Genomic DNA, 17,840 nt, shown 5'->3' on the forward strand with positions numbered 1-17,840 from the left:
GTTCTAGACCGCGTTCACGGTGACCCAGCGCTCTTCACGGGCCGCCGGGCTGAAGGCCGCATAACCCGCAAGGGCAGGGCCGGAGAGTAAACGCTGGAAGCCGTCCTGACTGACGGGTTACAAGATGCCGAAGTATGTGGAGTTCCGCACCACCGAGTTGCCCAAGACCACCGTGGGCAAAGTCCTTCGCCGGGCCTTGCGCTAGCGCGAACGTGTCGATGATCTAAATGTGGGAGGGGGCTTGCTCCCGATGGCTGTGCATCAGCTAGAAATACACTGGCTGACACTCCGCCATCGGGAGCAAGCCCCCTCCCACAGGGGATCTTTACTGTGTTTCAGACCGCGTTCACGGTGACCCAGCGCTCTTCACGGGCCGCCACGCGAATCGCTGTCGCCAGCCGCTCCACCTCCCACGCCGCTTCAAAGTCCGTACCCTCCGCACCCTGACCGGCCACGGCCATGATCAGCTCCTGTACCTCCAGCGTCTTCAGTTCGTTGTACCCCAACTGATGCCCGGCTGCCGGGCTGAAGGCCGCATAACCCGCAAGGGCAGGGCCGGCGAGTAATCGCTGGAAGCCGTCCTGACCCTCGCGACACACCCGCAACTCGTTCAAACGCTCTTGATCGAACGCCAGAGTGCCTTTGGTCCCGCTGATTTCAAAGCTCAGGTGATTCTTGTAGCCCTGCTTGAGCCAGCTGCTGCTCACGGTCCCGCGCGCGCCGTTGGCGAAACGCAGCAGGGCGTGCACCTGATCATCCACTGCAATCGATTTCAGCTCGGCGCTGCCTTTGACGGCCGGGCGCTTGGCGTGCACGGTCTGCGTATCGGCACACACACTCACCACATCACCGACCAGGTAACGCGCCATCGACAACAAATGACTGCCCAGGTCCGCCAAGGCGCCACCGGCATGTTCCACTTCGCAACGCCACGACCATGGCGAGGCCGGGTCGGCCATGAAGTCCTCGCTGAATTCACCCTGGAAGCTGATGATGTCGCCAAGGTCGCCATCGACAATCATCTGCCGTGCCAGCGAGATCATCGGGTTGTGCTGGTAGTTGTAGCCCACCCGCGTCACCACCCCGGCCGCACTGGCGGCGCGGCGCATGGCGTCGGCTTGTTCCAGGCTCACGGCCAGGGGTTTTTCGCAGTACACCGCCTTGCCCGCGGCAATCGCCGCCATCGCCATGGGGTAGTGCAGGTGGTTGGGGGTGGTGATGGCCACCACGTCGACGCTGGGATCATTGATCAACGCTTGCCAATCGCTATGAGCCTGGGCGAATCCCCAGGCCGTGGCGCAGCGCTGCGCGCGTTCGGTGTCGGCATCGGCCAGGGCGGCCAGCTTGAGGTGTACCGGCAACTCGAACACTGCGCGGGCGTTATTGAAGGCCAGCGCATGGGCGCGGCCCATGAAGCCTGTGCCGATCAAGCCGATTCCGAGTTCACGCATCGTCGTGGTCCTTTGCATTATTGTTTTCAGAAGGCGTATTAATGGAATAAAAATTCGCATATTTCAATAGATAGAATAAAAATTCATTGAGGCGTCGACGATCACCTCGGCGAATAGAGCTACATTCACCATGCGGCCAAATGCCTTCAGTTAACAAAAGATAACGTAGCGCCGATTGTCAGACGATTCGAAAGCCCGATAGGATGGCCCCTGCTTCCTCCAGGCGCTCTAGATTGCAGGTTTCAAGGCCCCGGAAGGCAGGCGATAACAATAATAAATGGGAGAAAGGTCTATGAGTGAGCCTGTCATGGGTTGGGTTGTTTGCCGCCCACGTGCCGCACGCAGGGTTGCGTTGCTGGCCACAGCGCTCTCGTTGCTGGTCGGTGGCGTGTCAGTCACGCCGGCACTGGCAGCCAGCGATACCGTCGCAACGCCTGCGTTTGCGATTGAATCCCCCAAGGCCGCCAAAGGCCTGATGATCGACGTCGTCCACGCGGGCAAGCGGCTGGTGGCGGTCGGTGACCGCGGGCACATCCTCTATTCCGATGACCAGGGCAGCACCTGGACCCAAGCCAAAGTCCCCACCCGGCAACTGCTCACGGCGGTGTTTTTCGTCGATGACAAACAGGGCTGGGCGGTCGGCCACGATGCGCAAATCCTTGCCAGCTCCGACGGCGGCGCCACCTGGACCCAGCAATACCAGGACCTCAAGCGCGAAGCCCCTTTACTGGATGTGTGGTTCAACGACGCCAACCACGGCCTGGCCGTGGGCGCCTACGGTGCGCTGATCGAAACCACCGACGGCGGCAAGACCTGGCAAGACGTCAGCGACCGCCTCGACAACGAAGACCAGTTCCACCTCAACGCCATCGCCCACATCAAGGACGCCGGCCTGTTCATCGTCGGCGAGCAAGGGAGCATGTTTCGCTCCAGCGACGACGGCCAGACCTGGGAAAAACTCGAAGGCCCCTACGAGGGCTCGCTGTTTGGTGTGATCAGCACGGCGCAGCCGCAGACCCTGCTGGCTTATGGCTTGCGCGGCAACCTGTACCGCTCCACGGATTTCGGCAGCACCTGGGAGCCCGTCGAATTGAACGCGGCGCGGGGAGCGCTCGAGTTTGGTTTGTCGGGCGCGACCTTGCTGGAGGATGGCTCCATTGTCGTCGTTGGTAACGGCGGCAGCGTGGTGGTCAGCCATGACGATGGGGTGACCTTCAGCGTGTTCAACCGCCCGGACCGTATTTCGCTGTCGTCCGTCACGGCCGCAGGCAACGGTAACTTGATTCTGGCCGGGCAGGGCGGTGTGCGTGTTGCCACGCCGACCGGCGCTGAACCGACAAAACAATAAGAAGGGCGGGGATAGAATGAGCAGTCATCACAACGATAAAGCGACCTTTCTTGAGCGCCTGATTTTCAACAACCGCCCGGCAGTGATCGTCATCTGCCTGCTGGTGAGTATCTTCCTGTTCTGGCAGGCGACGTTGATTCGCCCGTCTACCAGCTTCGAAAAAATGATCCCCCTCAAGCACCCCTTCATCGAAAAGATGATGGAGCACCGCAACGACCTGGCGAACCTGGGCAACACCGTGCGGATCTCGGTGGAAGCCAAGGACGGTGACATTTTCACCAAGGAGTACATGGAGACCCTGCGCCAGATCAACGATGAGGTGTTCTACATCTCCGGCGTCGACCGCTCGGGCCTCAAGTCGCTGTGGAGCCCCAGCGTGCGCTGGACCGAAGTCACCGAAGAGGGCTTTGCCGGCGGTGAAGTGATCCCGCAGAGCTACAACGGCTCGCCACAAAGCCTGGATCAGTTGCGCAACAACGTGCTCAAGTCCGGCCAGGTCGGGCGCCTGGTGGCCAACGACTTCAAGTCGAGCATTGTCGACATCCCGCTGCTGGAGTCCTACCCGGACCCGCAGGACCAGGGCAAGCTGCTGGCCTTGGACTACCGCAAGTTTTCCCATGAACTGGAAGACAAGATCCGCGACAAGTTCGAAGCCCAGAACCCTAACGTCAAGATCCACATTGTCGGTTTCGCCAAGAAAGTCGGTGACTTGATCGACGGGCTGGTGATGGTGGTGCTGTTCTTCGGCGTTGCGTTCGTCATCACCTTGATCCTGTTGCTGTGGTTCACCAACTGCCTGCGCAGCACGGTCGCGGTGTTGAGCACCACGCTGGTGGCGGTGGTCTGGCAACTCGGCTTGATGCACTTTTTCGGTTTCGGCCTGGATCCGTATTCGATGCTGGTGCCGTTCCTGATCTTCGCCATCGGTATTTCCCACGGTGTGCAAAAGATCAATGGTATCGCCCTGCAATCCAGTGACGCGGACAACGCGCTGACGGCTGCGCGGCGCACCTTCCGGCAACTGTTCCTGCCGGGGATGATTGCGATCCTGGCCGACGCGGTGGGCTTCATCACACTGCTGATCATCGACATCGGCGTGATCCGTGAACTGGCCATCGGTGCGTCCATCGGTGTCGCGGTGATCGTGTTTACCAACCTGATCCTGCTGCCGGTAGCGATTTCCTATGCCGGCATCAGCCAGCGCGCCATCGCCCGGAGCAAGAAGGACGCACACCGCGACCATCCGTTCTGGCGCCTGCTGTCGAAATTCGCCAGCGCCAAAGTGGCACCGGTCTCGATTCTGCTCGCGCTGGTCGCCTTCGGCGGCGGCCTCTGGTACAGCCAGAACCTGAAGATCGGCGACCTCGACCAGGGCGCGCCGGAACTGCGTCCGGACTCGCGCTACAACAAAGACAACAACTTCATCATCAGCAACTATTCCACCAGCTCCGACGTGCTGGTGGTGATGGTCAAGACCAAGGCCGAAGGCTGCTCGCGCTATGAAGCCATGGCGCCCATCGATCAGTTGATGTGGAAGATGCAGAACACCGAGGGCGTGCAGTCGGCGATCTCGCTGGTGACCGTGTCCAAGCAGATGATCAAGGGCATGAACGAGGGCAACCTGAAATGGGAAACCCTGTCGCGCAACCCGGATGTGCTGAACAACTCCATCGCCCGTGCCGATGGCTTGTACAACAACAATTGCTCGCTGGCGCCGGTGCTGGTGTTCCTCAACGACCACAAGGCCGAAACCCTCGACCGCGCCGTGCATGCGGTGCAGGACTTCGCCAAGGAAAACAACAAGGACGGCCTGGAATTCATCCTCGCCGCCGGTAACGCCGGCATCGAAGCCGCCACCAACGAGGTGATCAAGGAGTCGGAGCTGACTATCCTGATCCTGGTGTACCTGTGCGTGGCGACCATGTGCATGATCACCTTCCGCTCCTGGGCGGCGACCCTGTGCATCGTGTTGCCGCTGGTGCTGACCTCGGTGCTCGGTAACGCGCTGATGGCGTTCATGGGCATCGGCGTCAAGGTCGCGACCTTGCCGGTGGTGGCCCTGGGCGTGGGGATCGGCGTCGACTACGGCATCTACATCTACAGCCGCCTGGAAAGCTTCCTGCGCGCTGGCCTGCCGCTGCAAGAGGCGTATTACCAGACGCTCAAATCCACCGGTAAAGCCGTGCTGTTTACCGGCCTGTGCCTGGCAATCGGCGTGTGCACCTGGATCTTCTCGGCCATCAAGTTCCAGGCCGACATGGGCCTGATGCTGACGTTCATGCTGCTGTGGAACATGTTCGGCGCGCTGTGGCTGCTGCCGGCGCTGGCGCGGTTCCTGATCAAGCCCGAGAAGCTGGCGGGGCAGAAGGGCAACTCGTTGTTTGCCCACTGAGCCCTGTGGTGAGGGTGTTCACGCCCTCACCACAGAGAGGCCGTATCACTGGCTTGCGCGCTGCCCTGGCGCGATCGCCAGGAAAATGCTGTCGACGGGTGGGGTGATCAAGACGTAGATGATACGGCTGAGCGGCACGCCGCCGGGTTCTTGCTGGTGGCGCAAGGCGTCTTGAACATGTTGTTTGAGCAGGTCCTTCTGCGTGTATTTGCGCTGCTCCGGCAGTTTCAGGTGCGCACGGGTGTAGCGATTGGGGGCTGCGTCGGCGGCTGCGTAATGGAAGTGGGCGTACCACAACACCTGCGCGGGTTTTTTGGCTGTGTCGTACACGGCGTATTCGGTGAAGAAGTCGCCACTGAGGGTCGGACGTTCCGGGTCCGCCCGGCTCGTCAGGTTGATATCGATCTGTTGATGTTCCCACAAGTAATTGAGGCTCTCCTGCGTCGGCCATTGCCGCTTGTAGGCCTCACTGCACACGCGCTCCGCCAGCCGCGTGATGTCCCGGGCTTGCGCCAGGTATTCATCGATCAGGCGCTGGACCACGGGTTTGCCGGCAAGGTGATCCCGTTTCAGTTCATCCGCCAGGGCCGTGAATTTATTCGCGTGCCGGGTCAACAGTTCATCCCAGTCTGCTGGGTTGACCTGTTGTCGGGTGAGCTGGGCGTCGAGTTTCAGCTGGTCCGCGCTGATCACCTGCTCAATGCCTTTGCGCTGCGCTGTCAGGTCCTGCGCCAGACCTTTGAGCGTGGCCAGCGTGCGTGCCTGCGGTTGGGGTTTCGCTGGCGGAGAGGGGGCATCGGTCTTCGCTGCCCAGCCGTCTGCATGTGGGCTGAATGAAGCAATGGTTTCGCCGGTCAGCGTATCGGTGAGGGTGAACTGCTCCTCGGCACCCGGTGTATCGGCCGCCTTGAAGTCACCGATGAGGTACGCCTTTTTCCTGGTTTTGAACACCCGCTTGGCCGGACTTTTGGGCCGTAGGGTTTTTGACAACGGCAGCTCGACGTCCAGCGCTTCCTGCTTGCGCACCACTGACTCCAGCTCGCGTTGCGCCAGCGCCTGGGCGTATTCAAGCCCCTCCAGCAGGCGGTCGGCCTCCGGGCGCAGACGCCGTGGGTTGAGGGCCTTGAGGGCACGAATGGCATCCTCATAGCGGCGGTACTGCTCGAGGACGGTCTCATACACATTACGCTGCTCGGCCAGCGTGAATTCGACGCCGCTGCGTACTTCGACGTGAGACTGCAAGGCTTGGATCAGGTCGGTCTGCTCAAGGCGATTGAGGTAAAAGTCTTCTTGGGGTGGCAGCAGCCGATCGGCGGTCGCCACACTGGCGGCGGCGAGATAGTTCAGCGCATTGAGTTTCAGGTTGTCGGAGAAAAAATTCTGCGGGTACTGGATCTGCGCCAGGCATTCCTGGCGCAGTGCGCGGCCTGCCGACGAGTCTTGCTCCAGTTGTTCAAGGGTGGTTTCCATCGCCGCGGACACCTCGGCCATGTGTTGGCGGATGTTCGCCGACTCCACGGTGTTGCTGATGTATTCATCGTAGATCGTGGAGTCACCCAGCAAATGGTCGATAAACATTCTGCCCCCCATCTCTGCCATCGGCTCACCGGCGATGGAAAAGCGCATGGAGTTCAACCGGCCCAAGAGCAGGGTGCTGATGAGCAATTGCTGGTCCCAGATGGTTTTGAGGATTTTCGCCCGGTCATGCACGTGCACGCTGGCGCCGCCGACTCTTTCCAGTTCCTGGCCAAGCTTGACCATTTCCAGGCGTGGGGTCAGCGATTGGGCAAACTGCACTTCCAGGTTGTGCAGCAGAACCTGAAACTCGGTACGCAGTTCCCGGTGCCTAAGTGCCTCCTTCATGTGGCGCGCTTCAAGGGCCGGCTGTTGTGCTTCAGTGGCTTTTTGCAGCAGATTCCACACCAGCTGCGCGGTTTTACGTTGCTTTTTCAGGGCCTCAAGCGCCGGTGATATTCGGCTGATTGACGACTGGAACGGCGCCATCACTTCCGTCATTTCGGCGTTGAGTGCGTACATGTGTGCGACCAGTTGGTCCTTTCTACGCAGGTTTTCCTCGCGCAACGCCGCCATTCGCTTCGGGCCGCCGCCTATCAGCTTGATCCCACGGTCCAGGGACCAGTGGCCTTTGCCATCGGATTTAAGCTTGATGCCCGGATGATCGATTTTCTCTGGATGAATGATGAAGACTTCGTTGAAGCCCGGAACAATACTGACCCTGAACAACAGGGCCGCGACCGAGGCATGCCATCGGCCGTTGATAGTGTACAAACCCTGATGGGGGCCGATTTGGATCGGCTCCGGCGCCGGCACAGGCCAGGGGACGTTGACCGCCCGCAGCTTTTTCAGCAGTTTTGCCGAGGCGCCGTCGCCGGCCAGGGAGTGGTCAAAGTCCAGCAGCGTGCGGCCGCCGCCCGGCGGTTCGGCGGGCAGGCCGACGGCGCCCCGTTCAACCACCGGCGCCCGGCTCGCTCCCTGGCCGGGCACGGGCTGGCGAATGAGGGGCTGCTCATCGAGCGCGGCGCTTTCGTGGGCCGTGCTGGGGAACCCATGATGCAGCATCAGCATGCCGATGTTGAGCAGCAGATCGACCCACGCCAGCTCCCGAGCGGTGGGGTCGTGACTCTCGAGCGCCGGCAGGTCGTGCTGCAGGCCTTGCGCCAGTTGCATCAGCCAGCCGACGGCTGCGAGCGGTCCGCGCACAGCGATCAACAGCGTGTTGAACCCTAACTGCATACCTTCGAGAATCAATGCCCAGCGGCTTTCGTTGTTGGACGTTGACTCACGTGCGGCCTGGTCCAACAGCTGCCGGGTTTCACTGCCAAACAGGTACTCCATGAGTGTGCCATTGCCGAGGGCCTGACGGATTTCGTCGCCCGTCTCGTCATCCGCCTGGGCCAGCTGTGCGGGCTCCGGCACTCTGGGCAGGCTGTCGAAATCCGAACCGATGCCGACACGTACGTAGTGGGGCTGGGTAAAGCCGCCGTTGCTGTAGATCGCCCTGGCGAGGTCCGGCAGCCACGTCAGGATACTGTCCTGCAGTTGGCCAGGTTGCACGATGGCGGCGAGCAGTTGCTCGCGGCTGGCAAACTCCTGCAGCGAATCGCGATAGGCTGGGCGATAAAGCAGGTGCGGCCCCTGCCGGGTATCGAGCGGCTCGATGATGAACATGTTTTGCACCACGTCCGCCGTAGCGCTGGGTTTGCGCACAAACGCCAGCGGGCGGATGACGATGTCGTCGCCGTCGACCTGGCGCTCAGCGGGGTCCAGGTTGACCACGGCATTCACACAATGAACCCCGCGCAGCGTCAGGCCCGCTTCGGCCTTGATCTTGTGTTCCAGTGCCTGGGTTTTCAGGTGCACAGGCCGCTGCTGCTGAAACAACTGCCGGCGTTTTTGCGCCGCCTCGGTGTCGCTCATCAATGCTTGGCGCAGGTATTCAGGGTAGTTTTTGCCGATGTCGACACGCTGAATCAACCTCAGGATATAGTCGGCGGTCAACCACGCTTCCAGCGCCCTGCCGGTGCGATGGCTGAGTGTCAGGCGACCTTTGGGTTTCCCTGAGAGGTTTTTCAGCGCCAGGTCCACCAGGCTCATCGAAACCGGCTCGACATAACCGCCTTCAAGGCTGCCCACTGCAACGTGAAAGGTCAGCACCAGGTCGTCGGCACGGTACCCGCTGGCCAGTGCGCCGGCATCGCAGGTGCGCTGGCCGCGCAGGGCGTCGGCGCGGTCCAGGCACAGTTGGTGGTCCAAATGCTGGGCTGCATAGCTGCGCAGTGTATCCAGGCCATCGAAGTCTGAGTCGCCGAGTGTCCGGCGCCGGATACCGGCTTGTTCAAGCACGCATTGGCGGTAGGCAATGCGGTCACCGGCGCTGGCGTTTTTCAGCCAGTCGGGAAGAGCTGCCTGGAGGCGCGGCAGGCCGGACAGGGGCAGGGCGGATGCGTGGGCGAATAGCCGTGCCGGATCAGTGACCCGCGCAAACAACTGCTCCAGCGCCTCTACGCTGGAACGCGCCGGAAGCTGGAGGGCCGCGAGATCTTCCAACTGCTGGTTCAGTATCAGCCCGGCTTGGACTTCGAAAATATCGCCATCGGGTTCGTATTGCTGCCAGGTGATTTTGTCGGCGCTGAAGCGCTGTTGCAGGGCGTCGCCCCATGCTTTGCCGAAGGCATCCAGGTCGGGGAATGGCGTGACTTCCCCTGACAGGCGACACAGCAAGACGTGCTCGCGGCAGACCAGCAAAAGGTCGCAGGCTTGCCGGGCGAGTTGAGTGCCCGCCTGAGTCACCTGCGTTTCCAGGGTATAGGCGCGGACCGCGTTATCGGGCCAGGGTTGGCGGGCGCGTGTGCTTCGGTCAGGGTAGCGGTTCAATGCGCTGATGACGTTCAGGTACTTGGCGTTGGCGCCCACCTGGCGAATGGCTGAGTCGAGCAGCGCGCCTTGCAGCACCACGGCCAGCCACTTCCAGCGGCTGCCACCGGCGTCGCTGTCCTGGCTCCAATAGTTGGCCAAGGCGTCTTGGAAGCTGACGAACAGAATCAGTGGCAGCTCTCTGATGACCGCTTCGATGACCTCCAGATCATAGTCGCGAGGTCCATTGGCGTCGTAGCGGAGCCGAGTGCCGGTGGCGTCGCTCAAGTAGCTGTCCAGGCCACCGCGTGGCGACACGTCGGGAAAGCTGCCGTCCGCCATATGGGTCAGCGCCACGTCCAGCAGCGGGAGCAGCGCCCGGCCGCCACCCTCCCGGGGTACGGCCAGCCGCAGGTCATCGAGGGGAGCCGTCAGGGGAGGGTATTTTTCCGCCAGGTGGAGGGCCAGCAACTGCGTGGTGACGGAGCGCACTGTCGGTCGCGTGAGAAATTGAGCCTCAACCACTTGTCGGGTTGGGTGTGCAGGCGGGAACGAGTTCGGGTCTGTCATGGGTATTCCTTTACAGGGGATAAAGACGCGCCAGCCCAAAGTAAAGGGTTGCGTTGCCGCGAGGCGGTAGCCCGTTATGGTCTTAGGCCTTGGCGGCAAACTGGCCTATGATTAGCCCTTTGAACCTGATGAAAGACTGTGATGACTGAGAATTTGCCTGCCGTCCTGGAAACGTCCGACATGCTTGAAATCGACGGGCTGCACGCCTTCGACTTCGAACTCGATAACGAAAAACTGCTGATCACCGCCATGGACGGCCGTGCGGAAAAACGTTGGCGCTTCAGCCTGGAGCAGGTACAGGCCGCCACCTTCGATGACACCTTGCAAAGCTGGACCCTTACCGGTGAGTCGGGCGAGCACCGCCTGATCTGCATGAGCGCGTTCACCGGCAACAATAACGACGAGGATCAAGCGGATGATGATGCGTAAATTCTGGCCCCTGCTGATGGCCGGCAGTGTCGGTGCCATGTCGGTGCAGGCCGCGCCGGTCGACACTTATGAACTCTTGGTGGGCAGCTACACCGCCGGCAGCAGTGAAGGGATCTACCGCCTGCAATTCGACAGCCGTACGGGTAAGTTCAACGGTCAGCCGGTGCTGGCCGCGAAGGCCGCCAACCCATCGTGGCTGACGGTCTCCAAGGACCAGAAGCATCTGTTCGTGGTCAACGAGAATGGCCCAGGCCAAAAGGACGCGGTAGGGCGCGTCAGCAGCTACCGCATCGACCCGAACAGTCACCAACTGACCCTGATCAATCAGGTGCAAAGCCTGGGCAATGAACCGACCCATTCCAGCGTGGCCGCTGACGGGCGCTACCTGTTTGTCGCCAACTACTCGGTACTGGAAGATCCGGGCGGCAGCCTGGCGATCCTGCCGGTGGATGCCGAGGGCAAGCTGTCGGCGCCCGTCCAGTTGAGCGGGCACCCGGCCAGCCGGGTGAATCCTGAACGCCAGGCGTCCAACCATGTGCACTCGGTGGTGTCGTCGCCGGACGGCAAGTACGTGTTTGTCCAGGACCTGGGGGCGGACAAAATGTTTGCCTATCGCTACGACCCCAAGGCCAACCACGAGCTGCCACTGACCCCGGCCAACCCGGCCTCGGTACAATTGCCACCGGGCAGCGGCCCGCGTCACCTGTTGTTCAGCGGCGATGGCAAACACGCCTGGCTGACAACCGAGATGAGCGCCCAGGTTGCGGTGTTTGATTACAAGGACGGCCAACTGACCCAGACCCAGTTGGTGGAGTTCGCCGCCGGGCAGCCGGTATCAGATAAGGCGGGCGCGGCGTTGCATGCGTCCAGTGATGGCAAGTTCTTGTACGTGAGCAACCGTGGCACGGCGAATCAGCTGCTGGTGTTCAGCATCGACCCGGCCAGCGGGCACCTCAAGGAGCTGCAACGCCGCTCCGTGGAAGGCGACCACCCGCGCGAGTTCAGCCTCGACCCGAGCGGCAGGTTTTTGCTGATCGCCAACCAGAAAAGCAATGAAATCGTGGTGGTTGAACGCGACCCCAAGACCGGCCTGCTGGGTAAAACCGTGCAGAAATTGCCGATCGATGCCCCCAGCGACCTCAAGTTCCTGGTGCGTCAATAAGCCACAGGCCCCGCACTGCGGGGCCTGACCCGGTGTATTAATTCTATTAATAGCGGCTACTGTTTCAAAGCATTTCTAAGGCTCGGCCCTCGGGCGTAAGTTGGGTTCCAAGGCCTTCCCCGGCCACTCAACCAAACGAATACAAGGGCTACCGACATGAACTTGAACCTCTTCTCCATCATCGCTGCTTCCGCTGTTTCCGCCACTGTGGCCTTGCCTGCCGCCGCCAGTGTGGAAGTCACCGGCAAAAAATCCAGCACCAGTGCCTACACCCAGAAATACCTGCAACAAAGCGCCAACTTCTACGCTGCACTGGATCACAAAACCCAGCAATAACCTGCACAACAGCAGACGCCAAACCACTGGAACGGAGCCTGGCTCGTTCAAGTGGTTTGGCGTTTGTGCATCTGCTGAATAAAATGATTGATATCAGATTGCCATGTGTTTAAATTTGGCGCTCAAATATTGACGCGTTTATTCCTGGAATCGACAGCATGGCACTTCGACTCGCCGCACTCATCCTGGTCCTCTATTCCGCCCCGATCCTGTCCTCCGTGCAGCTGGTGGACGGCGAGCCTGAGATCGCCCGCGAGCGGCTGCTTAACCTGGTTGAAGGCTAAGCAGAGGGAAGCAGTCAGGTTTTTGCCATCACGCCAACAAACAAGGGCGATTGCAGAAACCGCTCCAGCCACTGCTGCAGCCGGGGATACGGCGCAGCCGCGAACCAGTCCCGGTCCACATGCGCAAATTGGCGCACAAACGGCGCCAGGGCCATGTCTGCCAGACTCGGATGATCGGCCAGCAAATAGGCGCGGCCTGTCAGTAACCCCTCCAGCTTCTGCAAGAACACTTCACCCTCGGCCCGATAATGTTCCATTGGCTGTTCCGGGTAGCGCTCGGCGTACTTGTATCGATCCAATTGATACTTGAAGCCTTGGTCGTTTTCGGCCACCAGCGCCAGTACCGCCGGGTCACCCCCCAGCAGCCAATTATCCGGATCGTGCTGCGCCAGCGCCCATTGCATGATCGCCAGGCTTTCATCGATCACCTCGCCGTCCACACTCAACACTGGCACGGTGCCCTTGGGTGAGAGGGCCAGCATCTCGGCCGGCTTGGCTTTGAGGCTCACCTCGACGATCCGTACAGGCACGCCGGAGTAGCGCAAGGCCAGGCGCGCACGCATCGCATACGGGCAGCGCCGGAACGAATACAGCAGCACTTCGCTCACTTGACCTCCAGGGTGCTCAGCCCATTGCCCTGGCGCTTGACCTGAATCTGCACCGGGATGCGTTCGTGCATTTCCTGCACGTGGGAAATCACCGCGACTTTGCGGCCTTGGGCCTGCAAGCCGTCCAGCGCGTCCATGGCCAATTGCAGCGATTCTGGATCCAGGCTGCCGAAGCCTTCATCGATAAACAGCGACTCGATCTTCAAGGTACTCGAAGCCATCGAGGCCAGGCCCAAGGCGAGTGCCAGCGACACCAGGAACGTCTCGCCACCGGACAGCGAATGCACCGAGCGCAGTTCGTCGCCCATCTCGGTGTCCATGACCAACAGGCCCAACATGCTGCCACCGCGCTTGAGGCGGTAGCGACGTACCAGTTGGCGTAATTGCACGTTGGCGTGGTGCACCAGCAGGTCGAGGTTGTAGGCCTGGGCGATCTTGCGGAAGGTGTCGCCGGTGGCCGAGCCGATCAGTGCATTCAGGCGTGCCCAGCGTTGCCACTCGTCATAGGCCTTGGCGATCTGCTCGGCGAAGGCCTGGTTGGCATCCTGGCGGCGCTGGTCTTCGGATTGGCGCGCGCGCAGCTCCGCGCACTGCTTCTCACCCTCGGCCAGTTGCTGGTTGAGGGAGGCCAGGGCGCTGTCGAGTGCTTCGGTATCGAGGTTGCCGTTGTGCAGGGCTTGGTGCTCGGCGAGGCGTTGTTCGCGCTCCTGCAGCAAAACCTTGGCTTGTTCGACGGCTTTTTCGCTGTGCTGCAGCTGCTGGCGCAGTTGGCTGACCTGGGCGTCGTCGTAGGCCAACAAACGGTTGAGACCTTCGTCGTCGAGTTCCGGGTGAAGGGCGCGCCATTCGCTGATGCGCGTGTCCAGGCTGTGTTGCTCGGCCTGCAACGCCTGCTGGCGTTCGTGCAGGGCCTTGAGGTCGGCAGTCAGTTGGAGCCGTGCGTTGTGGATCGCTTGCAGTTGTTGGTTGGCGTCGGTTTCGTTCTGGCGTGACTGGGTCACCGCCTGATCCACGTGCTGTTGCCACTGTTCGGCGCTGCTGTGTTCGCCGAGCAACGCGCTGAGCGTTTGCTGAGCCGCCTGTTGTTGGGTGGCCAGCTCGGTGACCTGTTGGACCAGCGCTTCAAGTTGCTGCTGGCGATGCTGCTGATGGGTCTGTTCTTTCTCGATCGCCTGTTGACGCGCTTGTTGCTCGGCCAACTCATCGCGTTGATGGCCCAGCTGTTCAAGACGCTGGCTGACCTGTTGGTCCAACTGCATGAAGGTGGCAGCGGGCTCGGCGCGTAAACCTTCCAGGGTGTCGGCGGGCAACAGGCTGGTAAAGGCATTCAGTTCCTGCTCAAGACGTTCACGGTCGCTGGCCAATTCGCGTTGCTGGTCCACCAGCAACTGACGGGCCTGCTGGCTCGCTTCCTGGGCGGCTTGCACTTGCTGCTGCAAACGCCCGGCGTTTTGTTGCAGGTTGAGCAGGGCAGCCTGGCGTTGTTCGTCCTGGGTGATGCTCTGGGTCAGTTGGCTCAGCTGTTGGTCTAGCCAGGCACTGCGCCTGGCTGCGTCCTGGTTGAACAAGGTGGCGGCCAGCGGGTGCGCCTCCAGGCTGGGCTTAAGTGCTTGCTGTTGCGTCGCCAGTTGCTCCTGCTGTTGCAGGTATTCCTTCTGCTGGGCGATCAAACCGCCCACTTCGCCACGTAGCTCGGTGAGTTTTTCCTTGAGGGTATCGACAGCTTTCTGCGCCGTGGCTTCTTCGTTTTCGTCATGGCGACCGAGGCTTTGCAGCAGTGCTTCGGGCTGGTGATACGGGTGCTCATGACTGCCGCACACCGGGCAGGGTTGGTCGTCCTGCAACTGCGCGCGCAACTCCTCGACGCTGGCGCTACGGGCCAGGCGCTGGCGTTCCAGCAGTTGCTTGGTCACGGTCAGCGTCTGTTCGGCAATCGCCAGTTCAGCCTTGGTGTGCAGGCCGGTCTGGTTCAGTTGCTCGCGCTGCTGTTGGGCATCGGTGAGCTTTTGCGTCAATGCGCTGGCTTGCTGATCCAGCTGTTGCTGGCTGTCCCACAGGCGCGTCAGGTCTTCGAAGGCACGTTGCTGCTTGCGATTGTCCTGCAGCAGGCTGGCGAGCAACTGGATCTGCTCGGCCACGGCATGCGGCTCGGCACCGGCTTCCTGGTACAGCAGGTCCAAGGCCTCGCGTTGCTGAGTGAACTGTTCGGCGGCGGCGGTGGCGCGCTGTTCCAATTGCGGCAGTTCCGCCTGGCCTTTGTTCAAGCGATTGCCGATCAACATCAGCTGTTGCAGGCGATCGCGGTAGGCGGACCAGGCATCGCTCAGCGGGGCGAGGGCAGCGCTGCGATCAAGCTCGGTCGCCAGGCGTTGCAGGCGTTCGGCGACTTGGCGTTGTTTTTCCAGCAAGCCGTTGAGCTGCGACTGGCCTTCGGCGCAGGCAGTTTCGTGCTGCTGTTTGTCCTCGGTGCGTTTGGCCAGCGCTTTGGTCAAGTGGGCGAGGGTGCTCTGTTCTTCGAACGCCTGACGCAGCAGTGGCGCCGCGTCGCCTTGATGTTTCAAGGCCGCAGCCAATGCGGTTTGCGCGCTGGCCTGTTGCTGCTGTGCCTGTTCCTGGCGGGTATGCAATTCGGCCTGTTGTTGGCTATGCGATTGAATCTGTGCGGCCAACGGCGCCAGCACGGTATTGAGTTCCGCCTGGCGCGCGAACTGATGACGTTGCGGTGCCAACTGCTCCAGGCGGCTGAGGTCCTGGCGTTGCGGGGCCTGGGTGTCCCACTCCGCCTGCGCGCGCTGCAGCTGTTCGGTCGCGGCGAGTTGGCGTTCCTGCCATTCGCGCAGCTCCTTGAGCCACGTGTGCTGCTGCTCCAACTGCTTGAGCTGGGCCTGCTGGGCCTTGAGCTGCTGTTGCGCCGCGTCGAATTGCTGATCCAGTTCGGCGCGGGCTTCGGCGGCCAAGGGCACCACGCCGGTGGCCTGGTCCTGCAACTGCTTGTGCGCGTCCCTGGCGTCTTTGGCCTTGTCAAAGGCGCGCCGCCCGAGCTGGGTGTAAAGCGCGGTATCGGTGAGCTTTTCCAGCAGCTCGCTGCGCTCGTTGTCATTGGCCTTGAGGAACGCGCTGAACTCGCTTTGCGCCAGCAACACGGCGCGGGTGAATTGTTCGAAGTTCAGGCCCAGGGCCAGTTCCAGCTGGGTCTTGTATTCGGTTTTCTGGCTGGCCAGCAGTTGATCGCTGTCCAGGTCGATCAGGCTCTGGCGGCTGTTCTGCAACTTGCCGCTGGCCTTGTCGCGGGCGCGGTTGGCTTCCCAGCGCGCCCGGTAGCGACGGCCGCTGACGCCGACAAAATCCACTTCAGCATAACCGCCGCCCGTGCCGCGCCGCAGCAGGGTGCGCGGGTCGCCGATGGAAATATCGCTGTCGGCATCCGGCATCTTCGCCTGGCCGGTATCGCCCAGGCGGGGCACCGCGCCAAACAGCGCCAGGCACAAGGCATCGAGCAAGGTGCTTTTACCGGCGCCGGTCGGCCCGGTGATGGCAAACAAACCGGCACTGGCCAGGGGCTCGGCGGTGAAGTCGATCTCGAACGGGCCGGCCAGGGAGGCGAGGTTTTTCAGGCGGATGGCGAGGATCTTCATGGCTGTTCGCCCTCCTGTTGCACTTCCTGGAGCAGCACGGCGAAGTCCTTCAAGGTTTGTTCATCCACTTCACTGCCGTAGCTGTCCTGCCAGGCGCGGCTGAACAATTCCTGGGGCGTGAGCTGGTCGAGCTCGATCAGGCGCTCCTCACAGGTGTCGTCGCTGCCGCGCTTGCCGGCGTACTCGGCGGCGATGCGCACCAGGCGCACGGCCTTGCCTTGCAGCGCAGTCTCAATCTGCTGGCGCAGGTCGGGCTGCGGCTCGTCGAGGCGCACACGGACTTCGAGCCAGGGGTGGCGCTGGGTCTCGGCGAGCAGGTCGACGTCCGGCAACTCGGCCAACGCCTTGAGGATGTCGGCCAGGGGCGCGGCTTCCAGGCGTTGCAGGTCGACCGAACGGGGGATCAGCAGCGGTTCGACACTCACCAGGCATTGGCCCTGGAACGTCACGTCAAGGATCTGATGCTTGTAGCCGATTTCGGAAAACGACAGCGGAATCGGCGAACCGCTGTAGCGAATGCGTTCTTCGCCATTGACCTTTTGCGGCTTGTGCAAGTGGCCGAGGGCAACGTACGCGACGCTTCTATCGAACAGACTGGCCGGCAGCGCCTCGGCATTGCCGATGATCAGGCTGCGTTCGGAGTCTTCCGACACCGAACCACCGGCCATGTGCGCATGGCTGATGGCAATCAGCGCCTGGCCTTTTTTGCGTTTGGCGTTGGCGGCGGCGATCAGCCATTCATGGACCTGGCCGATACCGCGCAGGTAATCGTCACCCAGGTGCGCGCCGGTGACTTCCGCCGGCCGCAGGAACGGCAGCGCCAGGCACCACGCGGCGACCTTGCCTTTGGCATCCGGCAGCGGGATCAGCAGGCGCTCGGCGTCGAGTTCGCCATCATCCAGCCACAACACCCGGCCGAGAGCGTGGGTGCGCAGACGGCGCATCAGCGGCGCGGGCAGTTCGATACGCGAGCCGGAGTCGTGGTTGCCGGCGATCATCACGATGGTCAGCTTCGGGTTTTGTTCATGGGCGCTGATGATGAAGTCATACAGCCGCTCCTGCGCCTTGAGCGGTGGGTTGACCGTGTCGAAAATATCGCCGGCGATGAGCAGTACATCCGGGCTATGGGCGTTGAGTTGGCCCAGCAGCCACTCGAGGAAACAGGCGTGTTCGAAGTCGCGTTCCTGGCCATGGAGGTTTTGGCCCAGGTGCCAGTCGGAGGTGTGAAACAGACGCAAGGCGAACTCCGTA

11 protein-coding genes are annotated in these 17,840 nt (G+C 61.8%); 6 read left to right on the plus strand and 5 right to left on the minus strand.

All coding sequences use genetic code 11. The features are described 5' to 3' along the window. Window positions 1–335 precede the first annotated feature (335 nt). The gene (locus tag AO064_RS11650; RefSeq protein ID WP_064053371.1) at window positions 336–1,451 is read right to left on the minus strand and encodes a Gfo/Idh/MocA family protein; all 1,116 of its coding nucleotides are present in this window, start codon (window positions 1,449–1,451) and stop codon (window positions 336–338) included. Between the two features lie 307 nt (window positions 1,452–1,758). Between AO064_RS11650 and AO064_RS11655 the strand changes: the two genes are divergently transcribed. Both AO064_RS11655 and AO064_RS11660 read left to right on the plus strand, forming a co-directional pair. Next, complete coding sequence (locus AO064_RS11655; protein ID WP_082893924.1) at window positions 1,759–2,799, plus strand: WD40/YVTN/BNR-like repeat-containing protein; 1,041 nt, start codon at window positions 1,759–1,761, stop codon at window positions 2,797–2,799. 16 nt (window positions 2,800–2,815) lie between these two features. Beyond that, on the plus strand, window positions 2,816–5,191 hold the full coding sequence (locus AO064_RS11660; protein ID WP_012724670.1) for an efflux RND transporter permease subunit: 2,376 nt from the start codon (window positions 2,816–2,818) through the stop codon (window positions 5,189–5,191). Between the two features lie 45 nt (window positions 5,192–5,236). On the opposite strand, the gene AO064_RS11665 is transcribed toward AO064_RS11660, so the two are convergent. Next, the gene (locus AO064_RS11665) at window positions 5,237–10,135 is read right to left on the minus strand and encodes a dermonecrotic toxin domain-containing protein (RefSeq protein ID WP_064053373.1); all 4,899 of its coding nucleotides are present in this window, start codon (window positions 10,133–10,135) and stop codon (window positions 5,237–5,239) included. 141 nt (window positions 10,136–10,276) lie between these two features. On the opposite strand from AO064_RS11665, the gene AO064_RS11670 reads away from it, so the two are divergent. The 4 genes from AO064_RS11670 to AO064_RS31475 all read left to right on the plus strand — a co-directional run bounded on the left by AO064_RS11670 (window position 10,277) and on the right by AO064_RS31475 (window position 12,346). Continuing rightward, window positions 10,277–10,564, plus strand: coding sequence for a DUF5629 family protein (locus AO064_RS11670; RefSeq protein WP_043205453.1), 288 nt, complete (start codon window positions 10,277–10,279; stop codon window positions 10,562–10,564). Further along, complete coding sequence (locus tag AO064_RS11675; protein ID WP_064053374.1) at window positions 10,551–11,726, plus strand: lactonase family protein; 1,176 nt, start codon at window positions 10,551–10,553, stop codon at window positions 11,724–11,726. Before AO064_RS11670 ends, AO064_RS11675 begins: the two co-directional genes overlap by 14 nt. A gap of 156 nt (window positions 11,727–11,882) precedes the next feature. Next, a complete protein-coding gene (locus AO064_RS11680; protein ID WP_010210027.1) occupies window positions 11,883–12,062 on the plus strand; it encodes a hypothetical protein in 180 nt (59 codons plus the stop codon). Window positions 12,063–12,220: 158 nt separating this feature from the next. Next, window positions 12,221–12,346 carry a hypothetical protein gene (locus AO064_RS31475; RefSeq protein WP_012724666.1) on the plus strand — a complete coding sequence of 42 codons (126 nt, stop codon included), beginning with the start codon at window positions 12,221–12,223 and terminating at the stop codon, window positions 12,344–12,346. A gap of 14 nt (window positions 12,347–12,360) precedes the next feature. Here the strand turns inward: AO064_RS31475 and AO064_RS11685 are convergent, their stop codons facing one another. Genes AO064_RS11685 through AO064_RS11695 form a run of 3 tightly spaced genes read right to left on the minus strand, consistent with a single transcriptional unit; the run spans window position 12,361 to window position 17,827 of the window. Next, window positions 12,361–12,954 (minus strand): glutathione S-transferase, encoded by a 594-nt coding sequence (locus tag AO064_RS11685; RefSeq protein ID WP_064053375.1) that lies wholly within the window; start codon window positions 12,952–12,954, stop codon window positions 12,361–12,363. After that, on the minus strand, window positions 12,951–16,589 hold the full coding sequence (locus AO064_RS11690; RefSeq protein WP_064053376.1) for an AAA family ATPase: 3,639 nt from the start codon (window positions 16,587–16,589) through the stop codon (window positions 12,951–12,953). The genes AO064_RS11685 and AO064_RS11690 overlap by 4 nt, the downstream gene beginning before the upstream one ends. Next, a complete protein-coding gene (locus AO064_RS11695) occupies window positions 16,586–17,827 on the minus strand; it encodes an exonuclease SbcCD subunit D C-terminal domain-containing protein (protein WP_012724663.1) in 1,242 nt (413 codons plus the stop codon). Before AO064_RS11695 ends, AO064_RS11690 begins: the two co-directional genes overlap by 4 nt. Between the last annotated feature and the right edge of the window lie 13 nt (window positions 17,828–17,840).

This window comes from Pseudomonas marginalis, from assembly GCF_001645105.1.
GTDB classification, from domain to species: Bacteria; Pseudomonadota; Gammaproteobacteria; order Pseudomonadales; family Pseudomonadaceae; genus Aquipseudomonas; species Aquipseudomonas petroselini.